The following is a 17,103-nucleotide window of genomic DNA, read 5'->3' on the forward strand; positions in this document are numbered from 1 at the left end:
GAAAACCAATGAAAGTCCAAAGGTAACTCAGTGGAGAATCATTCGCATCTAGAACAGCAAAACAAACAAACTGGTTTTACTTTGCGCCCACAAAAGTAGAGATAATCCAAGTAAGCTTTCTCACCCACATTATTTGCCCCCCATGTTTACTAATCTGGAGCACCTTGGCTTAGCCGTACACGACTTAGAAGCAGCTACTGCGCTGTACAGCACGCTCTTAAATCAAGAGCCCTATAAGCAGGAGCATGTAGCCAGCGAAGGTGTAGACACCGTTTTCTTTCGGGTGGGCGGCTCCAAGATTGAATTATTGGCCGGTACGACGCCTGACAGCGCCATTACCCGCTATTTGAGTAAAAAAGGGGAGGGAATCCACCATGTTGCCTTTGAGGTGGCCGACATCCGAGCAACCATGGCGCGCTTGAAGGAGCAAGGCTTTACGCTCTTAAATGAGGAGCCTAAGCGTGGGGCCGACAATAAACTGGTGTGCTTCGTGCATCCGAAAAGCGCGGCTGGCGTATTGGTAGAGCTGTGTCAGGAGATTGTCTGAGCAAGCAAAACGTTTTTCTGTCCTCTATCTACTAGCTACGTGGCCAATTTTCAACAAGAAGTAGAAGCCGCCGTCGAGGCGTTGCTCTTTCAGCAAATCATACTGTATCCTACTGATACCGTGTGGGGAATAGGCTGCGACGCCGAGGTGCCACGGGCTGTAGAGCGCCTCTATAAACTAAAGGAGCGCCCCGAAGGCAAGCCCAGCATTGTACTGGTAGCTGACCTGGATATGCTGCGCCACTATACTGCCGAGGTGCCCGAAGGCTTGGAGCAAGCTATAGCGGAGCAAACGCGTCCTACTACCTATATTTTACCAGCCAACCATCGGTTGGCCCCGCAACTACTAGGTCCAGACGGCACTATAGGCTTGCGCATTCCGCAGGACGAGTTTTGCCACAAACTAGTACGCCGCCTCGGTCACGGCGTAGTTTCTACCTCCGCCAACAAAGCTGGGGAGCCTACCCCGGCTACGTATGCTACCGTTGATCCTAAGCTGGTGCGGGCCGTAGATCATGTAGTAGGCTGGCGGCAGGAAGATGTAGCGAGCACCGCGCCCTCGCGGGTGGTTCGATTTGGCGCCGATGGGCAGTTGGAAGTAGTACGTGAGTAGAAGCCAAGGTCACAAATTTGCCCCCCAGCCACAGTGGGAGTGCTACCTTTGCGGCGTAAAATGCCCCCCAGTACTCTTATGAATTCTCCCCAGCTTCCTGACCTACCTATTTTCCGAGTTATTGCCGATGCCGCCGGTGAGTTGAATTTTCCGGCTTATGTGATTGGCGGTTACGTGCGCGATTTGGCTCTGAATCGGCCCAGCAAGGATATTGACGTAGTTTGCGTGGGCGACGGTATTCAACTGGCGCAGGCCGTGGGCAAAAAACTGCCCGGTCGGCCCCGCGTAACGGTATTCAAAAACTTCGGCACGGCCATGCTGCCCACGCCGGAGGTTGAGGTTGAGTTTGTAGGTGCCCGCAAAGAGAGCTACCGCAGCGAATCGCGCAAGCCGGAAGTGGCGGCGGGCACGCTGGAAGAGGATTTGGCGCGCCGTGATTTTACCATAAATGCCTTAGGGTTGAGCCTGAATCCGCAGGATTTTGGGGCGCTGGTAGACCGCTACGATGGGATGGGCGACCTCAAGCGCAAAACTATTCGCACGCCCCTCGACCCGGATATTACGTTCTCCGACGACCCGTTGCGCATGATGCGCGCCGTGCGCTTTGCTACGCAGCTCGACTTTGATATTGAGCCAGATACCTACGACGCTATTGCCCGCAATAAGGAGCGAATTCGCATTGTGTCGCAGGAGCGGATTACGGATGAGCTGAACAAGATCATATTAGCCCCCCAGCCCAGCTATGGCTTCAAGCTGCTGTTTCAAACGGGTTTATTGCAGCTGATCTTCCCGAAAATGGCCTTGTTGCAAGGCGTCGACAAAGTAGGCCAGCACGCGCACAAGGATAATTTCTACCACACTCTGCAAGTGCTGGATAATGTGGTGGCAGCCGGCGGTGACTTGTGGTTGCGCTGGGCTGCTATTCTGCACGATATTGCCAAGCCCGCCACCAAGCGCTTCGACCCTAAAGTAGGCTGGACATTCCATGGCCACGAAGACCGCGGCGCGCGCTGGGTTCCCCAGATTTTTACGGAACTGAAGCTTCCCCAGGGTGAGGAGATGCGCCAGGTGCAGAAGCTAGTAAGGCTACATTTGCGCCCAATTGCCTTGGTTAAGGAGACCGTGACCGACTCGGCAGTACGGCGCCTATTATTTGAAGCTGGCGACGACATCGACCGCCTTATGCTGCTGTGCCGCGCCGATATCACCAGTAAAGACCACCAACGGAAGGAACGCTATCTGCGCAACTTTGGAGTGGTGGAGCAGAAGCTGAAAGAAGTAGAGGAGAAAGACCACCTGCGCAACTTCAAGCCAGTTATTACGGGAGAGGTCATCATGGAGACCTTCAACCTGAAACCTTCGCGCGAAGTGGGTGAGTTGAAAGAAGCGGTGCTAGAGGCTATTCTGGACGGGAAAGTGCGGAATGAGCTGGAAGAAGCGTACGCCTTGTTGCTGGAACTCGGAAAAGCAAAAGGGCTGACTCCGGTTCAGCCCTCAACTCAGCCGTAAACCTTTGACTACACAATGTAAATGTGTAAGGGCCCGGTAGTTCGCAGTAGGTGCACTGCGAACTACCGGGCCCTTACACAAATGTGAGGAAGCTTCTACCCCCAGTTGCAGCTCGGTTAGGTAGAAAGCTTCCTCAGGGTCCACCTTTCACTCACTTTCAGACCCTATACTTTGTTCACCGCAATAATAGATGGTGATTATGAAGGCAAGGTTGCCCGATCGTCACGGTTTTGTTGCGTAAAATTTAGGTAGCGACCAATTCAGGTGTTAAAAAAGCCCCCCTCACTTATACTGGGGGGCTTTTTTACTCATTAACCCGAGTAATACGGGAAGCACCTACGTCGCTCACTTTCACGCTATTGGGGTTGCCACTGTACTCAATCACGCTGGCACCCACGGCATCAGCCCGAAGCGACTCCTCAATCCGTAGGCGAGCCTTGCTCATGCCAGCCAGATCCACATCGGCCGAGCGGGCAGTGAAGTTAGCGGCCGCCAATTCGCAGGCGCCGGCACCGTCTACTTCTAATGTCTCGGCGCGGCCTTGCAATGTGGTGCGGCAAGCACCAGCCAAATCCAGATTCAGCGTGCGATAGTCACCATTCAACCGCAAGTGACTAGCGCCGGCCTGATCTACTTCCAGTGTCGATTGGTTTGAAAAGCCTGATACATCGGCGCGCACGGCTCCGGCTAAATCCAGCTTGTCCAGCGCAGGCATCTCAATCGTGATCAACACCTTCTCACGGTCGTCATCACGACCCCAGTTGCCACCAAAAAGGGAGCGGTTGCGGGGGCGTACTAACAACTCATCGCCCTCGCGGTCTACTCTCAGATCACGCAGTTCCCGCTCTGGACCAGCCGCTGTCACCCGGAAGGTGTTGCCTGACCGAATAACTGTCCGGTAAGAACCGACCACCGTTACTTCCCGAAACCCATCCATATTATACGTCTCACGGCCCGAGCCGTAGTCATCGGCGTTGGTAGAGAAGCTGGGTGCACCGCCGTAATCCAAGGATACGTTTGTGTCGCCGGTTTCTTCATTCTCGTCAATATCAATATTGATCTCGCCTTCCTCGTCCGTGTTCTCGTCCTCGTCTGTGGTTCTGTGCAGATCTTCCTCTGTGCAGTCAACGCACTCGAGCTCGTTGCCTTTCAGGCGATAGAGATGTTGCTCTACGTTCTCGGGCATATCGTTGTCGACGAAGTTGTCGCTGCCGAGCCAGTGCGCCGCGCCTTGGCTCAACCGAATGGTCCGATTGCGGGGCAATTTGAGCGTCACATCTACTCCTTGGTCGCGGAAGCGGGCGTTTGGGCGGAAGGTAAAGTGATCATCGAAGCGCAGGGTAGTGTCGTTTACCTGCCGCACATTATAGGCTATGCTGCTAAGGGCCATCTGGCGAGCTTCTTCCTCAGTAGCGCCTTCAGCTCGGAACGTTTTGTCAACAGAAACCACCTGATTGCTGTCTACGGCGGCTATCTGCGCGCTCACCCATTGGTCGTGGCCGTTGTCGGTTCCCCGGATATCCAGATAGAGGTTAGAGGCACGGAGGGTTGGGAAAGCCTGGTTTTGCGTCACGTCGGCCTCTTCTTGGAAATCGTGGCTGATGCGGGTGGCACCGATGGAGGTACCCACTATACCCAGCAACCACAGGCCCAGCAACGTCAAGCCTACTGTACGAGTAAGAATGGAACGGCGGAGTAACAAGCCCAAACCACCCAGCAACAGCGCAAGAGCAGGAATGGCAGTGGTCAGATAGAAGGCAAACATTGCCCATACTGGAACGCCATTGAGGAAAACGTGCGCTGGAATATCACCAGTCATGAAGCTGTTGGTGGCTGGAACCATGCCCAGTCCGATACCTAAGGCTATAGTGAGGCCCAGCAGCATCGAGAAGCCGATAATGACTAGCAGGATGCCAGCAAACACCCGAATCAGGGAGCCTAGGAAGTTAACCAGCGGGCGCAGATTGCGGGCTAGCTCTTCCAAAAATGTTCCTACCTGGCGGCCGCTCCCTGCTACGCCGCCAGCTTCAAAAGCGTTGTTGCGCAGGCTATTGTCGATGCCAGAGAGGGTTACTGCGTCGCCGCGCATCCGCATCTTTTCAGATACGGTGCGGGCTTCGGGTATCACAATCCACAACAACAAGTAGAGTAACAGGCCAAAGCCGGTAAACAAGCTCAGCACAAACAGGATGCGGATTAGGGTCACATCGGCTTTGAAGTAAGCAGCTAAGCCAGCCGAAACGCCCCCGATTTTACCGGTATCCGTGTCGCGGAAAAGCTTCCGCTCGCCGGTGGCCTCACCAATACCCACTGGGTCAGGTAGGTCGTTGCGCTTAGGCAATACAGCCCACAGGATCACGTAGGCCAGAATGGTGAAGGCCGGTAAGGCACCCACAAAGTCGCCGATGACAACCGAGAACAGCGAAGCAAGCGCAATCAGCCGGATCCAAACGGCATTGATGCCGAAGTAGTGAGCCAAGCCAGCGCAGACACCAGCAATCTTCTTGTTGGCTACATCGCGGAAAAGACGACGGGGCTCAGCGGTATCAGCGGCGGCGGTAGCAGAAGCTGCGCCGGCACCAGCGCCAGTGGTGTTGTAGGCATACTCGGGGCGAGCGTAGGTGCCAGCAGCCGTGCCGCTATTTACGGCGGAGGCGAGTAGCTCTTCGTCGTCCTCGGCATCGTCGGCGGCTTGGAAATCGCGCACCCGGCCCATTTTGGCGGTCATGGCTTCTACATCCTCCAACGAAATAATTTGCTTGGTAGGGGAGAGGCGAGCCACAAATAGCTCGGCAATGCGGCTCTCAATGTCGGCCACGATTTCCTCGTGTCCGCGGTAGCCGCTGAAGTGGGCTTTTACCTCGGCCAGGTAGCGGCTGAGTACGTCGTAGCCATCTTCCTCGATGTGAAAGATGATGCCCTGGAGGTTGATACTGATGTTCTTTTTCATCTCAGTGCTGCAAGAAAACGTCGAAAGAAAGGTGGAAGCGGCGCTACTGCTGCGCCGGAGCAGTGCCGTTCACATGCGGCTTTTGGCGAATGATGCGAATTGAGTCGGCAACTTCTTCCCAAGTCAAGCGCAGCTGGTGCAAAAACTCCAGACCAACGGAGGTAAGGGTGTAGTACTTGCGCGGTGGCCCTGACGTGGACTCCTTCCAAGTATAATCAAGTAAACCCGCATTTTTTAGTCGGGTCAGGAGCGGATACAGCGTGCCTTCCACTACGATCATGCGAGCGGAAGTTAGCTCTTCCAGCATATCGGAGGCGTAGACCTCGCCGCGGGCGATAATTTCCAGAATGCAGAATTCCAGGATGCCCTTCCGCATCTGCACTTGGGTGTTCTCTACTTTCATGGGCTTGAGGCAGATATCGGTGAAGAATGAGTCAAAGATAACAGAAGGTACTATGTAACGCAAGGTACTTGTTAAAATTATTTTTGCGGATTGCTATTGAGGCGCAATCTGTAGTGAGAGAAAACATGTAAAATCAAGTAAAAAAGCCCCCCAGATCATATCTGGGGGGCTTTTTTACTTCCTAATAATTTCTTTTAAGTCACTAAAATAAAAATGAGTCGCTTTTACTGACGAGTGGAAAGCAGGGGACGAGTCGAAGAGAAATAACAATGCTCAGGTAGGATCAGATGATAATAAGCAGAGGTTCAAAAACTGAATTTTGTCCCCCACGCATTTCTCACTTCCCAAAAAGCCCTCCAGCTACCGCCCGGCCCGATTTATGCGGACCACACAGGCATTATTAGCCCGATTAAGCCAGCAGACGCAGTAGAAATAAGTAACTTGCGCTACTGCTGCAATTATTCGTTTTTCCCTACTTTATTCTATGCTGCACTTCTCCAAAGTAGTCCCTTTGCTGGTTGGCTTGGGACTGAGCTTGGGCGCGGCGCCCGCCGCGTGGGCACAGTCGAACGATGCCACTCCTAAGTACAGCAATGAATTCCTGAACATCGGGGTAGGCGGCCGGGCTCTTGGTATGGGCAACACCCAAGTCAGCATTGTGCAGGATGCCACCGCTGGCTACTGGAACCCAGCTGGTTTGCTCGATTTGAAAACTAAGTACGACGGCGTGCTCATGCACTCCGAGCTGTTTTCGGGCATTGTAAAAAATGACTACGCGGCCTTCGCTATGCCGCTCGATGAGAGTAGCGCCATTGGAGCTAGCATAATCCGCTTGGGCGTTGATGATATTGCTGATACCCGCGACCTCGTGAATGAGTACGGCTACATCCAGTACGACCGGATTCGTTATTTCTCCGTGGCCGACTATGCGTTGCTACTCTCGTATGCCCGGCGCATTGGTGCTATCGAGGGCTTAAAGCTGGGTGTCAACGCCAAGATTATCTATCGCAACGTTGGCAAATTCGCTAATGCCTACGGGTTTGGTGTCGATGCCGGCTTGCAATACGAGCACCAAGGCTGGCGCCTCGGCCTGATGGCCCGCGATATTACTACCACCTTTAATGTGTGGTCTATTGATGCAGATGAGTTCAAAGGATCTGCTACTACCATCGACGAAATTCCGAGTAACAGCTCGGAAGTAACGCTACCGCGCCTCGTGTTGGGTGTAGCGCGCGCTATTAAGTTACCCGGTCAGTTCACGGCCCTCGTCGCCACCGATCTGGAAATGACCACCGATGGGCAGCGCAATACACCTATTTCTACTGGCTTAATCAGCATCGATCCGCACGCGGGCTTAGAAATCGGCTACAACAATATCGTGTTTTTGCGCGGCGGGGTCAGCAACTTTCAGAAGATACAGGCCTTCAGCGGCAAAGAGGAGTGGAAAGCCCAGCCGAGCCTTGGCGTAGGTGTAGCTACCAGCGGTCTGCGCTTGGACTTAGCGTTGTCGCGGCTGGCGGTGGAAAAACTGGGGCAGCGCTCCCAAACCAACTCTATTATCGTCTCGCTGGGCTACGGATTTAAATAAGCAAGTGAATGAGTACTGGCGATGGGTTAACCATCTGGCCAGCCGATTATTCAGCCATACAACTAGCATGAAACAAAAGTACACATTACGCTACCTGCTGGGGGCTTTTTGGGGCTCCTGCTGCTTTTCAGTAGTCTCCCAGCTGCCGCACAGTCGGGCCCTTACGGCAACGAGTGGATAGTGCCAGGTCAGCAGTATTATAAGATCAGGGTAACACAGGATGGCATTCACCGCCTCGACAACCAATACCTAACTCGCGCTGGCCTCAGCAACGGCACCGATCCGCGCCGCCTGCAACTCTGGCGGCGGGGCCAGGAAGTAGCTATCTATGTGGGTGGCAACCAAACCAGCCTCGACCCCAGCACCTTCATCGAGTTCTACGGCCAGCGCAACGATGGGCGCCTAGACCGCGGCATGTATAAAAAGGCCGGGGATCAACCGCAGCCGCTTTACAGCCTTTTCACGGATACCGCCGCTTATTTTCTGACAGTTGCTCCCACGGCTACTGGCCGGCGCATGGCGGAGCCCACCGCAGCGGCTTCAGCTGGTCAGCCTTACCACTTACAGCAACGGCAGCGTATATTTTCTAACGAATACTCTGATATAACCGAGGGGGTGCTCGCTTATATGCCGTGGGCAAGCGCCGGGGAAGGTTTTTTGTCGGGTCAATTTGGCCGCAACGCCGTTAACCCCATCGAGTTTGAGGTAGATTCCCTGCAAAACGTAGCTATTAGTGGTGCGCTACGCGTGATAGTCGGGCTGGTCGGAACCAGCCCTTCCGAACACATTACGCAGGTATCGGTGGTGCAGCCAAGCGGCACGGTACGGCTCCTAGGCACCGTAGCCAATTACGACAGCTTCGATAGAGTGAAGGCGCAGTTCCCGCTGCTACGCTCCGATATCAGCGCCGACGGAAAAGTGAAGATGCGGTTTGAAAATACGGGGCCCAATGACAGCCGCTTCCCCCGCGACCGTTCGCGGCTAGCGTACATAACGGTGGTTACTCCCCGCGAGAATCGCGTATTCAGCGAACGGCGCAGCACTGCCTTCAGCAATGATTCGACGTTGCAGGGCCCGGCAACCTATGTGTTGGAAAATGTGCCTGCTACCCTGCGCGGCTACGATGTGACCGATGCCACTGCGGTGCAGCGTATAGAAGGAAATAGCACCGGCGACACTCAGCGTAGCTATGTGTTTCCGGCTGCTGTGGGCCGTACGCGCAACTTATTACTTGTGGATGCAGCCCGTCCTAGGGTGCCGCTGCCCGCTCGCCTTGTTCGGTTCCGCACGATTACGCCCGCCGACTACAGTTTTCTGGTAGTGAGCCACAGTTCATTAATGCGCCCTGTTGGTAACATACCTAACCCAGTGCGGGCCTATGCCGGCTACCGCGCTTCCGCGTCCGGCGGCCGCCACGATACCTTGGTGGTAACGAGCCAACAACTCTACGATCAGTTTCACTACGGTGAGAAATCACCGCTAGCTATTCGGCAGTTTGCGCAGTGGATGCTGACAAACAACCGCGAAAAATATCTGCTGCTGTTGGGCAAAGGCCTAGCCACGGCAGAAACCGTTCGTACGGGCGCGGGGGTATTTTATCATCGGCAGGTGTCGGATAGAGATTCGCCGGTGCCGGATTTAGTGCCAACCAGCACCCGATCTCCATCGGATATATTTTTTACGGCTGAGTGGCAGCGCAACCAGTACGTGCCGCGCATCCCTACGGGCCGCATATCGGCCAAGACACCGCAGCAAGTAGTCAACTACCTCAATAAACTGCGAGAACACGAAAGTCTTGGGCCAGAGCCATGGCGCAAGAACCTGCTGCACCTAGCAGGCGGCGCCGATGAATCAGAATTCGCTCAGTTTCAGAGCTATGTAAATGGGTATAAGGAGCGAGCCGAGAAGCCTTGCTTTGGAGGAACTGTAGTTAAAACCTACACCCGCGACACGCCCGGCGACTATCAGCGTTTTCCGATAACTATCAATATTTCGCCGGAGCTGAATGCTGGCTTAAGCTTGATAACGTACTTCGGGCACGGCTCCCCGCTGGTCTTCGATCTGAACCTGGGCGATATCAACGACCCGAGCAACAACTATAATAATCGGGGCAAGTATCCAGTCTTCATAGTCAATGGCTGCGCCGGAGGATTTGCTTACGGTTCCTTTACCTCCATTGGCGAGGACTGGACGCTGGCGGCTGACAAAGGCGCCATCGGCTTTTTGGCGGATTCTGACTTTGGCTACGACGGGCAGTTGGATGCCTTCTGCGACCGGATGTACCAGCTGCTGTTCAATGACCCTAACTGGTACGGTAAACCTATTGCCGTTATTCAGGGGGAAGTATCGCGGCGCCTGCAAGCAGTGTTTGGCAACAACCCAAATGGGGTTTCGCTGTTGATGAACACCACTTGGCAGGGCGACCCCGCACTAAAGCTTTACGCGCCAGACAAGCCAGATTTCGCCACCACCGATCCACGCTTGCAAATTGCCCCCCAGGCGCCCGAAACTACGGTTCAGGCTTCTTCGCCCCGCTTTCAATTGCGGGTAGGCGTGAGCAATGCCGGTAGCCTCTGCTCCGGCAGCACGAGCCTGGGTATTTCCGTAACGCGCCGCTATCCGGCAACGGCTGCGCGGCCCGCTGAGGTTCTGCGTTTTGAGGTTCCGCAGCCCCGCCGCGATACGACTTACGTTTTTGAGTTGACAAATACAGGCAATGTATTCGGCGAAAACGAGTTCACCGTTGTGCTGGACGAAGGCAATAAAATTGCCGAGCTAAGCGAGACAAATAACCAAGCAACGATTAAGTTTAACTTTTTGCAAGGCGGCGTTACGGCCCTCAGTCCTCCCGAGTTTGCGATTGTATCTAATCCGGCCGTTCGCTTAATCGGGCAAAACAACGACCCCAAAGGTCAGCTGCGCTTCTATGAAATGGAGCTGGATACGGTGCCGACGTTCAACAGCCCACTAGTGCGCCGCACCACCGTACAGGCTGCTGTGGCCCCGGAGTGGAAGCCAACTTTGCCCCCCACCGCTGGCCGCGACAGTGTAGTATGGTATTGGCGGTTGCGTTTTCAAACCAGCGGCCCCAGCGAAAATCAGGAGTGGGCTGTCAGCTCTTTCCGTCTCATTAACGGTAGCCCCGGCGGTTGGTCGCAGAGCCACCACGGACAGTTTCGCCGCGATGGACGCACCACTGTGGATGTTGCGGCTCCATCGGGCAAGTGGGACTTCAGCGACCAAAGTATTAGCGTGAAGCTTTCTACCCGCGGCGGAAGCACCGGCGCCGGCCCTACTTTCCTGACTTCCTATGGCATTGCGCCAGAAGGTACCAGTCCGTACGTCATCAACTGTGCGCCCTCAACGCCCAATATGTTGGCTGCCGTATTTGATGGACTGACGTTGAAGGCGGTGCGCAACGTGCCGGGCGCATACGATTCCTGCGGTCTTAAACCCAATATGTATTATCACTTCGCCCGCGAAGGCACAGCTGATAACCTGAATACGCCTGCCCGTCAGGCGCAGCTTCTGGCCTTGCTGAATAACCTGAAGCCTGGTCAGTACGTGGCGCTGGTATCGATGAACAAGGTGAACTTTGCTTCCTTCTCGCCCGAGTTGAAAACGGCGCTGAAGTCACTTGGTTCGCAGCTTATTGATCAGTTGCAGGACGGCGACCCATTCGTATTCCTTGGGCAAAAGGGCCCCGGAGCCCGGCCGGCGCAGGAGCGGTCATTCGACGCGACCAGCACGGTGGCTCGCGCTGAGCAGATTGTAACCCTGGATGCCTTCCTGCGCACCCGCGCTGCCCGCGGCACGATAACTTCTACCCTGATTGGGCCGGCCAAGCAGTGGGGTACACTCTTCCATACGGTGCGCACGGAGGCTTCCGATAGCTACACACTCCGCCTGATTGGTATTGATAAAGACGGCAATCAGCGACAGTTAAATCCCGACGTGAAAAACCGGGAATTAGCCTTGGCTGGCGTATCGGCGCAGGAATACCCTTATTTGCAGCTGGTGCTACAAATGCGCGACACGCTCAACCGGACGGCTCCACAGCTCAAGCAATGGCTGGTAACGTATGAGGGCTTGCCAGAAGGAATTGTGCGCCGCGACTTGGCGGAAGCGAAAGAAGCGAAAGTATACGATGCCGCTACGTTGGCCCAGCAGGCCATGAGCCGCGGCGAATTAACCTTTCCGGTTTACTTCCAAAACGTATCGTCTGTGGCGTTTGGCCAGCCGCTCATTGCCGAAATCACGGTGCGCGACGCCAGCAATAATGTGCGCACGGCTAAAATTCAGTCGCTCCGTCCGCTCAAAGCCGACTCGACGGCTACGTTCAATATCCGCCTCGATGTGCGCGGGTTGCTGGGGCCATTACGGGGCAGGTAAACGTGAATCCACGCTTGCTGCCGGAGCAGTTCTACTTTAACAACGAGCTAATACTGCCGCCTTTCACGATAGAAGACCGCAATACGCCGCCCGTGCTCGATGTGGCCTTCGATGGGCAGCATATTCTGGATGGAGATATCGTGTCGCCGATGCCCGTTATCATGGTGCAGCTCAATGATGAGGACAAGTTGAATGCTGTCCGCGACCCTAGCAATTTTGACTTATTCCTGACGAAGCCCGGCGAATCTATTCCAATTAAGGTGCCCATGACGGGCTCCGATGTACTGTTCACGACTGACGTAGAGAAAGGAATTGCGCGCGTGGAGTATCAGCCGGGTAAGCAGACGCCTTTGCTGAATGGCATCTACAAGCTGGAAGTACAAGGCCGTGACGCGACCAACCTGGCGGCCAGCACGCAGCGCTACTCCATTCGCTTTGAGGTGATTAACGAGTCGACCATTACGAATTTCTATCCGTATCCGAACCCTATTACCAGCAAAGCTAAGTTCGTGTTTACGCTCACGGGCGCCGAGCTGCCCCGCGACTTGAAAATTCAGGTGATGACGCTGACGGGCAAAGTGGTTCGCGAGATAATGATGGCTGAACTCGGGCCTCTGCACATCGGCAACAACATTACCGACTATGCCTGGGACGGCACCGATGAGTTTGGCGACCAATTGGCAAACGGTACCTATCTGTACCGCGTGGTAATGGATAACCCCGGCCAGTTTGAGCGCCGCCGCACTGCCGGCGACCAGGTCTTCAAGAAAGATTGGGGTAAGCTAGTGCTATTGCGTTAACCTTTATTTAAGCACAAAAAAAGCCCCCAGAGAAGTTCTGGGGGCTTTTTTGTGCTATTTACTTTTGCAATTAACGCCGACGCAGGGTCACGAAACTGAACGGATAGGCGTGCTTCTCATCAGGCCCATGACGTTCCCGCGTTTCTTCGCGCCATTCCGTGTGGCTGAGGTCGGGAAAAGTAACATCGCCCTCAAAGTCGTGGTGCACTTCGGTCAGGTAGATCGTGTCGGCCGCCGAGAGGGACTGACGGTAGATCTCGCCGCCGCCAATGACAAAGATGTTTTCATCGTGCGTTTGGGCCAATTCTATTGCCTCGGGTACAGAGTAAGTTGTTTCCGTGCCGTCGGCTTTCCAATCAGGCTGACGGGTCACCACAATATTCTGCCGCCCCGGCAGCGGCTTCCCGATGGCTTCATACGTGCGCCGGCCCATGATAATTGGGTGACCCAGTGTCAGGGCTTTGAAATGCTTCAAATCTTTCGGCAAGTGCCAGATAAGCTGATTATCACGACCTATAATACCATTCTGAGCTACTGCTACTACTAAAGCAATCATATAATTCTTTCGATTAACGAGAAGTGTTTTCTTCTCACTCTATTATGCGATGTCGGGTTGCTGCAAGCGCAGTCGGACATTGCGTAAAAGCTTATCGTGGGCCGGAAGCAGATGGCTATTTCTGCAATGCCGACAGATTAAAACCGCGCAGAAACTCCTGGATCGACATGCGCTTTTTACCCTCTAGCTGTACGTCCAGCAGATCTAGTAGGCCATTGGTCGTTTGTACGCGCAGATACGTCCGACCGTCGGAAAACCATGTGCCCGGATACGTGGTGGTAGGGCCGGTGGAGTCTTCATCATCCAGGGCCTGAGCACGAAATATCTTGAGGGTGCGGCCATCGGGTAGCGTGGCGAAGGCCGTAGGGATGGGGAGAGGCCACGCACCAAATTTACCAGCTGGGGGGCATGTTGCTTAAAATCGAGGCGGCCAGTTTCCTTCTGAATCTTGGGAGCGGCGCGCAGTTCCCCGCTTTCCATTTGGGGCAAGCTAGGCGCGGTACCATGCGCAATGGCTTGCACGGTGCGCAGCGCCAGCGCTGCACCAGCTATTTTTAGCTTTTCATACAGGGAGCCAAAATCGTCCTCATCTGTAATCGGCACGACATCCTGAAAAATCAGGTCGCCGGTGTCAATCTCATGGCGGAGGAAAAAAGACGTGACGCCGGTTTGCGTTTCCCCATGAATCAGGGCCCAGTTGATTGGCGCTGCTCCCCGATACTGCGGCAGCAAAGAGGCGTGAATGTTAATGGAGCCCATGGGCGGCATACTCCACACGGCCTGCGGCAACATTCGAAACGCCACGACAACCTGCAAATCAGCCTCTAACTCCTTCAGCGCAGCCTGAAATTCCGGGTCTTTCAGATTGGTGGGCTGCAATACGGGCACATTATGTGCCTGCGCGGCCTGCTTCACTGCCGACTCGGCTAGCTGGCGGCCGCGCCCGGCAGGCTTATCGGGAGCCGTAATGACCGCCACCACCACGCACCCAGGCCAGGAAAGCAAGGCTTCCAGCGTGGGTACGGCAAATTCGGGCGTACCCATGAAGACAATGCGCAGGGGTTGAAGCATGATACTTAGTCGCGGTGAACAGAGATAAAGGGTTGTGTATGCCGTACTAGCGTAGCTTTTATGTGATTACGCGCCTCGCTAGCACAGCGGCAGGTTACGCCTCAGGATACAACAAATACTTCTTGCGCATAGCCTTGTACTGGCTCAACGCCGGCTCCCAGGTCTTACGAATCTCAGCCTCCGACTTACCGGCGATAATTTGCTGGCGTAGGGCTGCCGTACCAACTAGGCGCTCAAATCCTTTATTAAAGAAGTTTGCTTTGTCGGTGCTTTGCTGGTAGAAGTCGAGCAGGTATTTCAGCGTGAAACCGATGTCGCCGTTGGTCTGACGCAGGTCGAGGCCGTAGCAAAGTTTGCCTTTTTGGGGTGGCGCGGTAGAGGCAGCGTTAGGAGTAGGCGTGAAGCTGAACGGGCGGCTAGTTGGCTGAGTAGGCGCACCAATTACTTCAAACGGCATCGCTGTGCCCCGGCCCACGCTGACATCCGTGCCCTCAAACAGACACATGGTCGCATACAGATCAACTGAGTGCGCGTTCGGCAGGTTGGGCGAGGGACGTACGGGCAGCTTGTAGCGGGTGGCATGGGTGTAGCCTTCCACTGGTATCACCGTTAGGGAGCATTTTTTGCCCCCCGCGAGCCAGCCTTCCCCATTTATCATTTGCGCTAGCTCGCCCATTGTCAGCCCATGAACCACCGGAATAGGGTTCAGGCCGACGAATGTTTTAAACTGCGGCTCCAGCACCGGTCCATCTACGTAATGGCCGTTGGGGTTGGGACGATCCAGCACAATTACCGTTTTGCCCTGCTCGGCGGCGGCCTCCATTACATAATGTAAGGTGCTGCTGAACGTATAGAACCGAGCGCCTACGTCCTGAATGTCGAATACCAATACATCTAGGTCTTTCAGCATTTCGGGCGTGGGCTTGTGGGTGGCGCCGTAGAGGGAGCGCACGGGCAGACCGCTACGAGCATCGCGTCCATCCTTAATCGTAGCTCCATCAGCCTCTTCGCCCCGAAAGCCATGTTCGGGAGCAAAGATGGTCTTGACCTGAATGCCTTGCCGAAGCAGCGTATCTACTAAGTGAGAGCGGCCCACCAGCGAGGTCTGATTGACGACTAGCCCCACGCGTTTGCCCTTAAGCAAGGGCAGGTAGCGGTTGCCTAGCTCAGCGCCCATGCGCGGACCCTCCATAATTTGCTGCGGCGCCGACTGCGCTGTTACCGGCGCGACTGCTGTACTGGCTTTGGTAGTCGTGCTGGGGGGCAAAGTTGGCGTGGTTTGGGCTGCGGAGCAGTTGGCCATCAGTACACTCAAACTTAGCAGATTAGGGAGGAAGGACGAATACATGCGGAAATGGGGCTAGAAAACTGGATGGGTTAGAGTAGCTTTACGGCAGTGAATATATCGCGCTACATCTCCAGTAAGATTGACGGAGCCGACTCCGGGTCGTTTACTTCGTCGGTGACAAAAATAGCCATTATCAGCATTGCCCTCGGGCTGGCTGTGATGATTGTGTCATTTTCCATCCTGGAGGGCTTCCGCAACGAGATACAAAGCAAGATCTTTTCCTTCGGCGCGCACCTGCAAATCAGCAAGTACGACACCAATAACTCCCTGAATGCTGAGCCCATCAGCGGGCCGCGCCTGATTCAAACTTTGCGCCGTTCGCCGCAGGTAGATGTTATTCAGCCCTTTGCCCGCAAGACGGCAATTATCAAAACCAAGGATGAGGTGCTGGGCATCGTGCTCAAAGGTATCGATGAGAAAACCAGTCGCTCGCCCATGCGCCAGAATCTGGTGGCTGGTGAGTTTCTGACATTTCCCGATTCCAGCGCCAGCAACGACGTGCTGCTTTCCCGTAAAGTGGCCGATAAGCTGCGTTTGAAAGTTGGCGATGAGGCGCTGTTTTATTTTATCCAAAATCCACCCCGGGTGCGCAAATTCCAGGTGCGCGGCATTTATCAGACCGGCCTCGATGAGTTTGACGAGGTGTACATCATTGGCGATATTCGGCAGATTCGGGAGTTGAACGCTTGGCCCGATACGTTGGTGGGCGGACTGGAAGTGACGCTACGCGACTTTCAGCGCCTCGACCCTGTGTCGGATACCTTGTACGAAACCCTGCCCTACGACCTGAAGCTGGACAAGATTACCGATCAGTACGCCCAGCTTTTCGACTGGCTGAAGCTGCTAAACAAGAACGTTGTCATCTTCCTGATCCTCATCATCTTCGTGGCTACCTTCAATATGGTGGCTACTATATTTATCATGATTCTGGAGCGCACCAATATGATTGGTGTGCTCAAAGCCATCGGCGCTACCGATAACCAGATTCGGAGCATGTTTTTCTTTCGAGGCCTAAGCCTGACCCTGCGCGGCATGCTCATCGGCAACCTGATTGGTCTGGGTTTCTGCGCCTTGCAGTACTACACGCACCTCATTCCCCTCGACCCCGAGAACTACTACATGGACCGCGTGCCGATTCACTGGGACCTTACCATCATCATCGTCCTGAATGTGGCTACGTTCCTCACGTCGCTCTTAGCCGTACTTATCCCAACGTATCTGATTTCGCGCATTATGCCCGTAGCCGCTATCAAGTTCGACTAAACCAGCTAGATTAAGAGTATCATATAAAAAGCCCCCTAGCGCATGGCTGGGGGCTTTTTTATTA

General features: G+C 54.7%; 12 protein-coding genes and 1 pseudogene. 7 read left to right on the plus strand and 6 right to left on the minus strand.

The genetic code is table 11. The annotated features are described in order from the left end of the window. The first annotated feature begins 142 nt into the window (after positions 1 to 142). From mce to EPD59_RS07350, 3 genes are all read left to right on the plus strand, one after another. The gene (gene mce / locus EPD59_RS07340; RefSeq protein WP_133272217.1) at positions 143 to 547 is read left to right on the plus strand and encodes a methylmalonyl-CoA epimerase; all 405 of its coding nucleotides are present in this window, start codon (positions 143 to 145) and stop codon (positions 545 to 547) included. 39 nt (positions 548 to 586) lie between these two features. Next, positions 587 to 1,159 carry an L-threonylcarbamoyladenylate synthase gene (locus tag EPD59_RS07345; RefSeq protein WP_133272218.1) on the plus strand — a complete coding sequence of 191 codons (573 nt, stop codon included), beginning with the start codon at positions 587 to 589 and terminating at the stop codon, positions 1,157 to 1,159. Between the two features lie 78 nt (positions 1,160 to 1,237). Then, a complete protein-coding gene (locus EPD59_RS07350) occupies positions 1,238 to 2,668 on the plus strand; it encodes a CCA tRNA nucleotidyltransferase (protein WP_133272219.1) in 1,431 nt (476 codons plus the stop codon). Positions 2,669 to 2,972: 304 nt separating this feature from the next. Here EPD59_RS07350 and EPD59_RS07355 read toward each other — a convergent pair whose 3' ends face one another. Continuing rightward, entirely contained in the window at positions 2,973 to 5,618 is a 2,646-nt protein-coding gene (locus EPD59_RS07355; protein ID WP_133272220.1) for a PspC domain-containing protein, read from the minus strand. A 43-nt stretch (positions 5,619 to 5,661) separates the two neighbouring features. Beyond that, complete coding sequence (locus EPD59_RS07360; RefSeq protein ID WP_133274623.1) at positions 5,662 to 6,021, minus strand: PadR family transcriptional regulator; 360 nt, start codon at positions 6,019 to 6,021, stop codon at positions 5,662 to 5,664. A gap of 484 nt (positions 6,022 to 6,505) precedes the next feature. Here EPD59_RS07360 and EPD59_RS07365 point away from each other — a divergent pair, with 484 nt between their 5' ends. From EPD59_RS07365 to EPD59_RS07375, 3 genes are all read left to right on the plus strand, one after another. Then, positions 6,506 to 7,609, plus strand: coding sequence for a putative type IX sorting system protein PorV2 (locus EPD59_RS07365; RefSeq protein WP_133272221.1), 1,104 nt, complete (start codon positions 6,506 to 6,508; stop codon positions 7,607 to 7,609). A gap of 108 nt (positions 7,610 to 7,717) precedes the next feature. Further along, entirely contained in the window at positions 7,718 to 12,001 is a 4,284-nt protein-coding gene (porU2, locus tag EPD59_RS07370) for a putative type IX secretion system sortase PorU2 (RefSeq protein WP_133272222.1), read from the plus strand. 2 nt (positions 12,002 to 12,003) lie between these two features. Next, the gene (locus tag EPD59_RS07375; protein ID WP_133272223.1) at positions 12,004 to 12,801 is read left to right on the plus strand and encodes a hypothetical protein; all 798 of its coding nucleotides are present in this window, start codon (positions 12,004 to 12,006) and stop codon (positions 12,799 to 12,801) included. Positions 12,802 to 12,871: 70 nt separating this feature from the next. On the opposite strand, the gene EPD59_RS07380 is transcribed toward EPD59_RS07375, so the two are convergent. The 4 genes and pseudogenes from EPD59_RS07380 to EPD59_RS07390 all read right to left on the minus strand — a co-directional run bounded on the left by EPD59_RS07380 (position 12,872) and on the right by EPD59_RS07390 (position 15,776). Next, the gene (locus EPD59_RS07380) at positions 12,872 to 13,357 is read right to left on the minus strand and encodes a dihydrofolate reductase (protein ID WP_133272224.1); all 486 of its coding nucleotides are present in this window, start codon (positions 13,355 to 13,357) and stop codon (positions 12,872 to 12,874) included. A 115-nt stretch (positions 13,358 to 13,472) separates the two neighbouring features. Continuing rightward, positions 13,473 to 13,727 carry a hypothetical protein gene (locus tag EPD59_RS23565; RefSeq protein ID WP_317128525.1) on the minus strand — a complete coding sequence of 85 codons (255 nt, stop codon included), beginning with the start codon at positions 13,725 to 13,727 and terminating at the stop codon, positions 13,473 to 13,475. 59 nt (positions 13,728 to 13,786) lie between these two features. Further along, a pseudogene (locus EPD59_RS07385) lies at positions 13,787 to 14,428 on the minus strand (methionyl-tRNA formyltransferase); the annotation flags it as partial. Between the two features lie 94 nt (positions 14,429 to 14,522). Then, positions 14,523 to 15,776: an exo-beta-N-acetylmuramidase NamZ family protein gene (locus EPD59_RS07390; RefSeq protein WP_133272225.1), complete on the minus strand. Its 1,254-nt coding sequence runs from the start codon at positions 15,774 to 15,776 to the stop codon at positions 14,523 to 14,525. 48 nt (positions 15,777 to 15,824) lie between these two features. On the opposite strand from EPD59_RS07390, the gene EPD59_RS07395 reads away from it, so the two are divergent. Further along, the gene (locus EPD59_RS07395) at positions 15,825 to 17,039 is read left to right on the plus strand and encodes an ABC transporter permease (protein ID WP_133272226.1); all 1,215 of its coding nucleotides are present in this window, start codon (positions 15,825 to 15,827) and stop codon (positions 17,037 to 17,039) included. Positions 17,040 to 17,103: the final 64 nt, after the last annotated feature.

The sequence above is a fragment of the Hymenobacter radiodurans genome, assembly GCF_004355185.1.
Taxonomy (GTDB): domain Bacteria; phylum Bacteroidota; class Bacteroidia; order Cytophagales; family Hymenobacteraceae; genus Hymenobacter; species Hymenobacter radiodurans.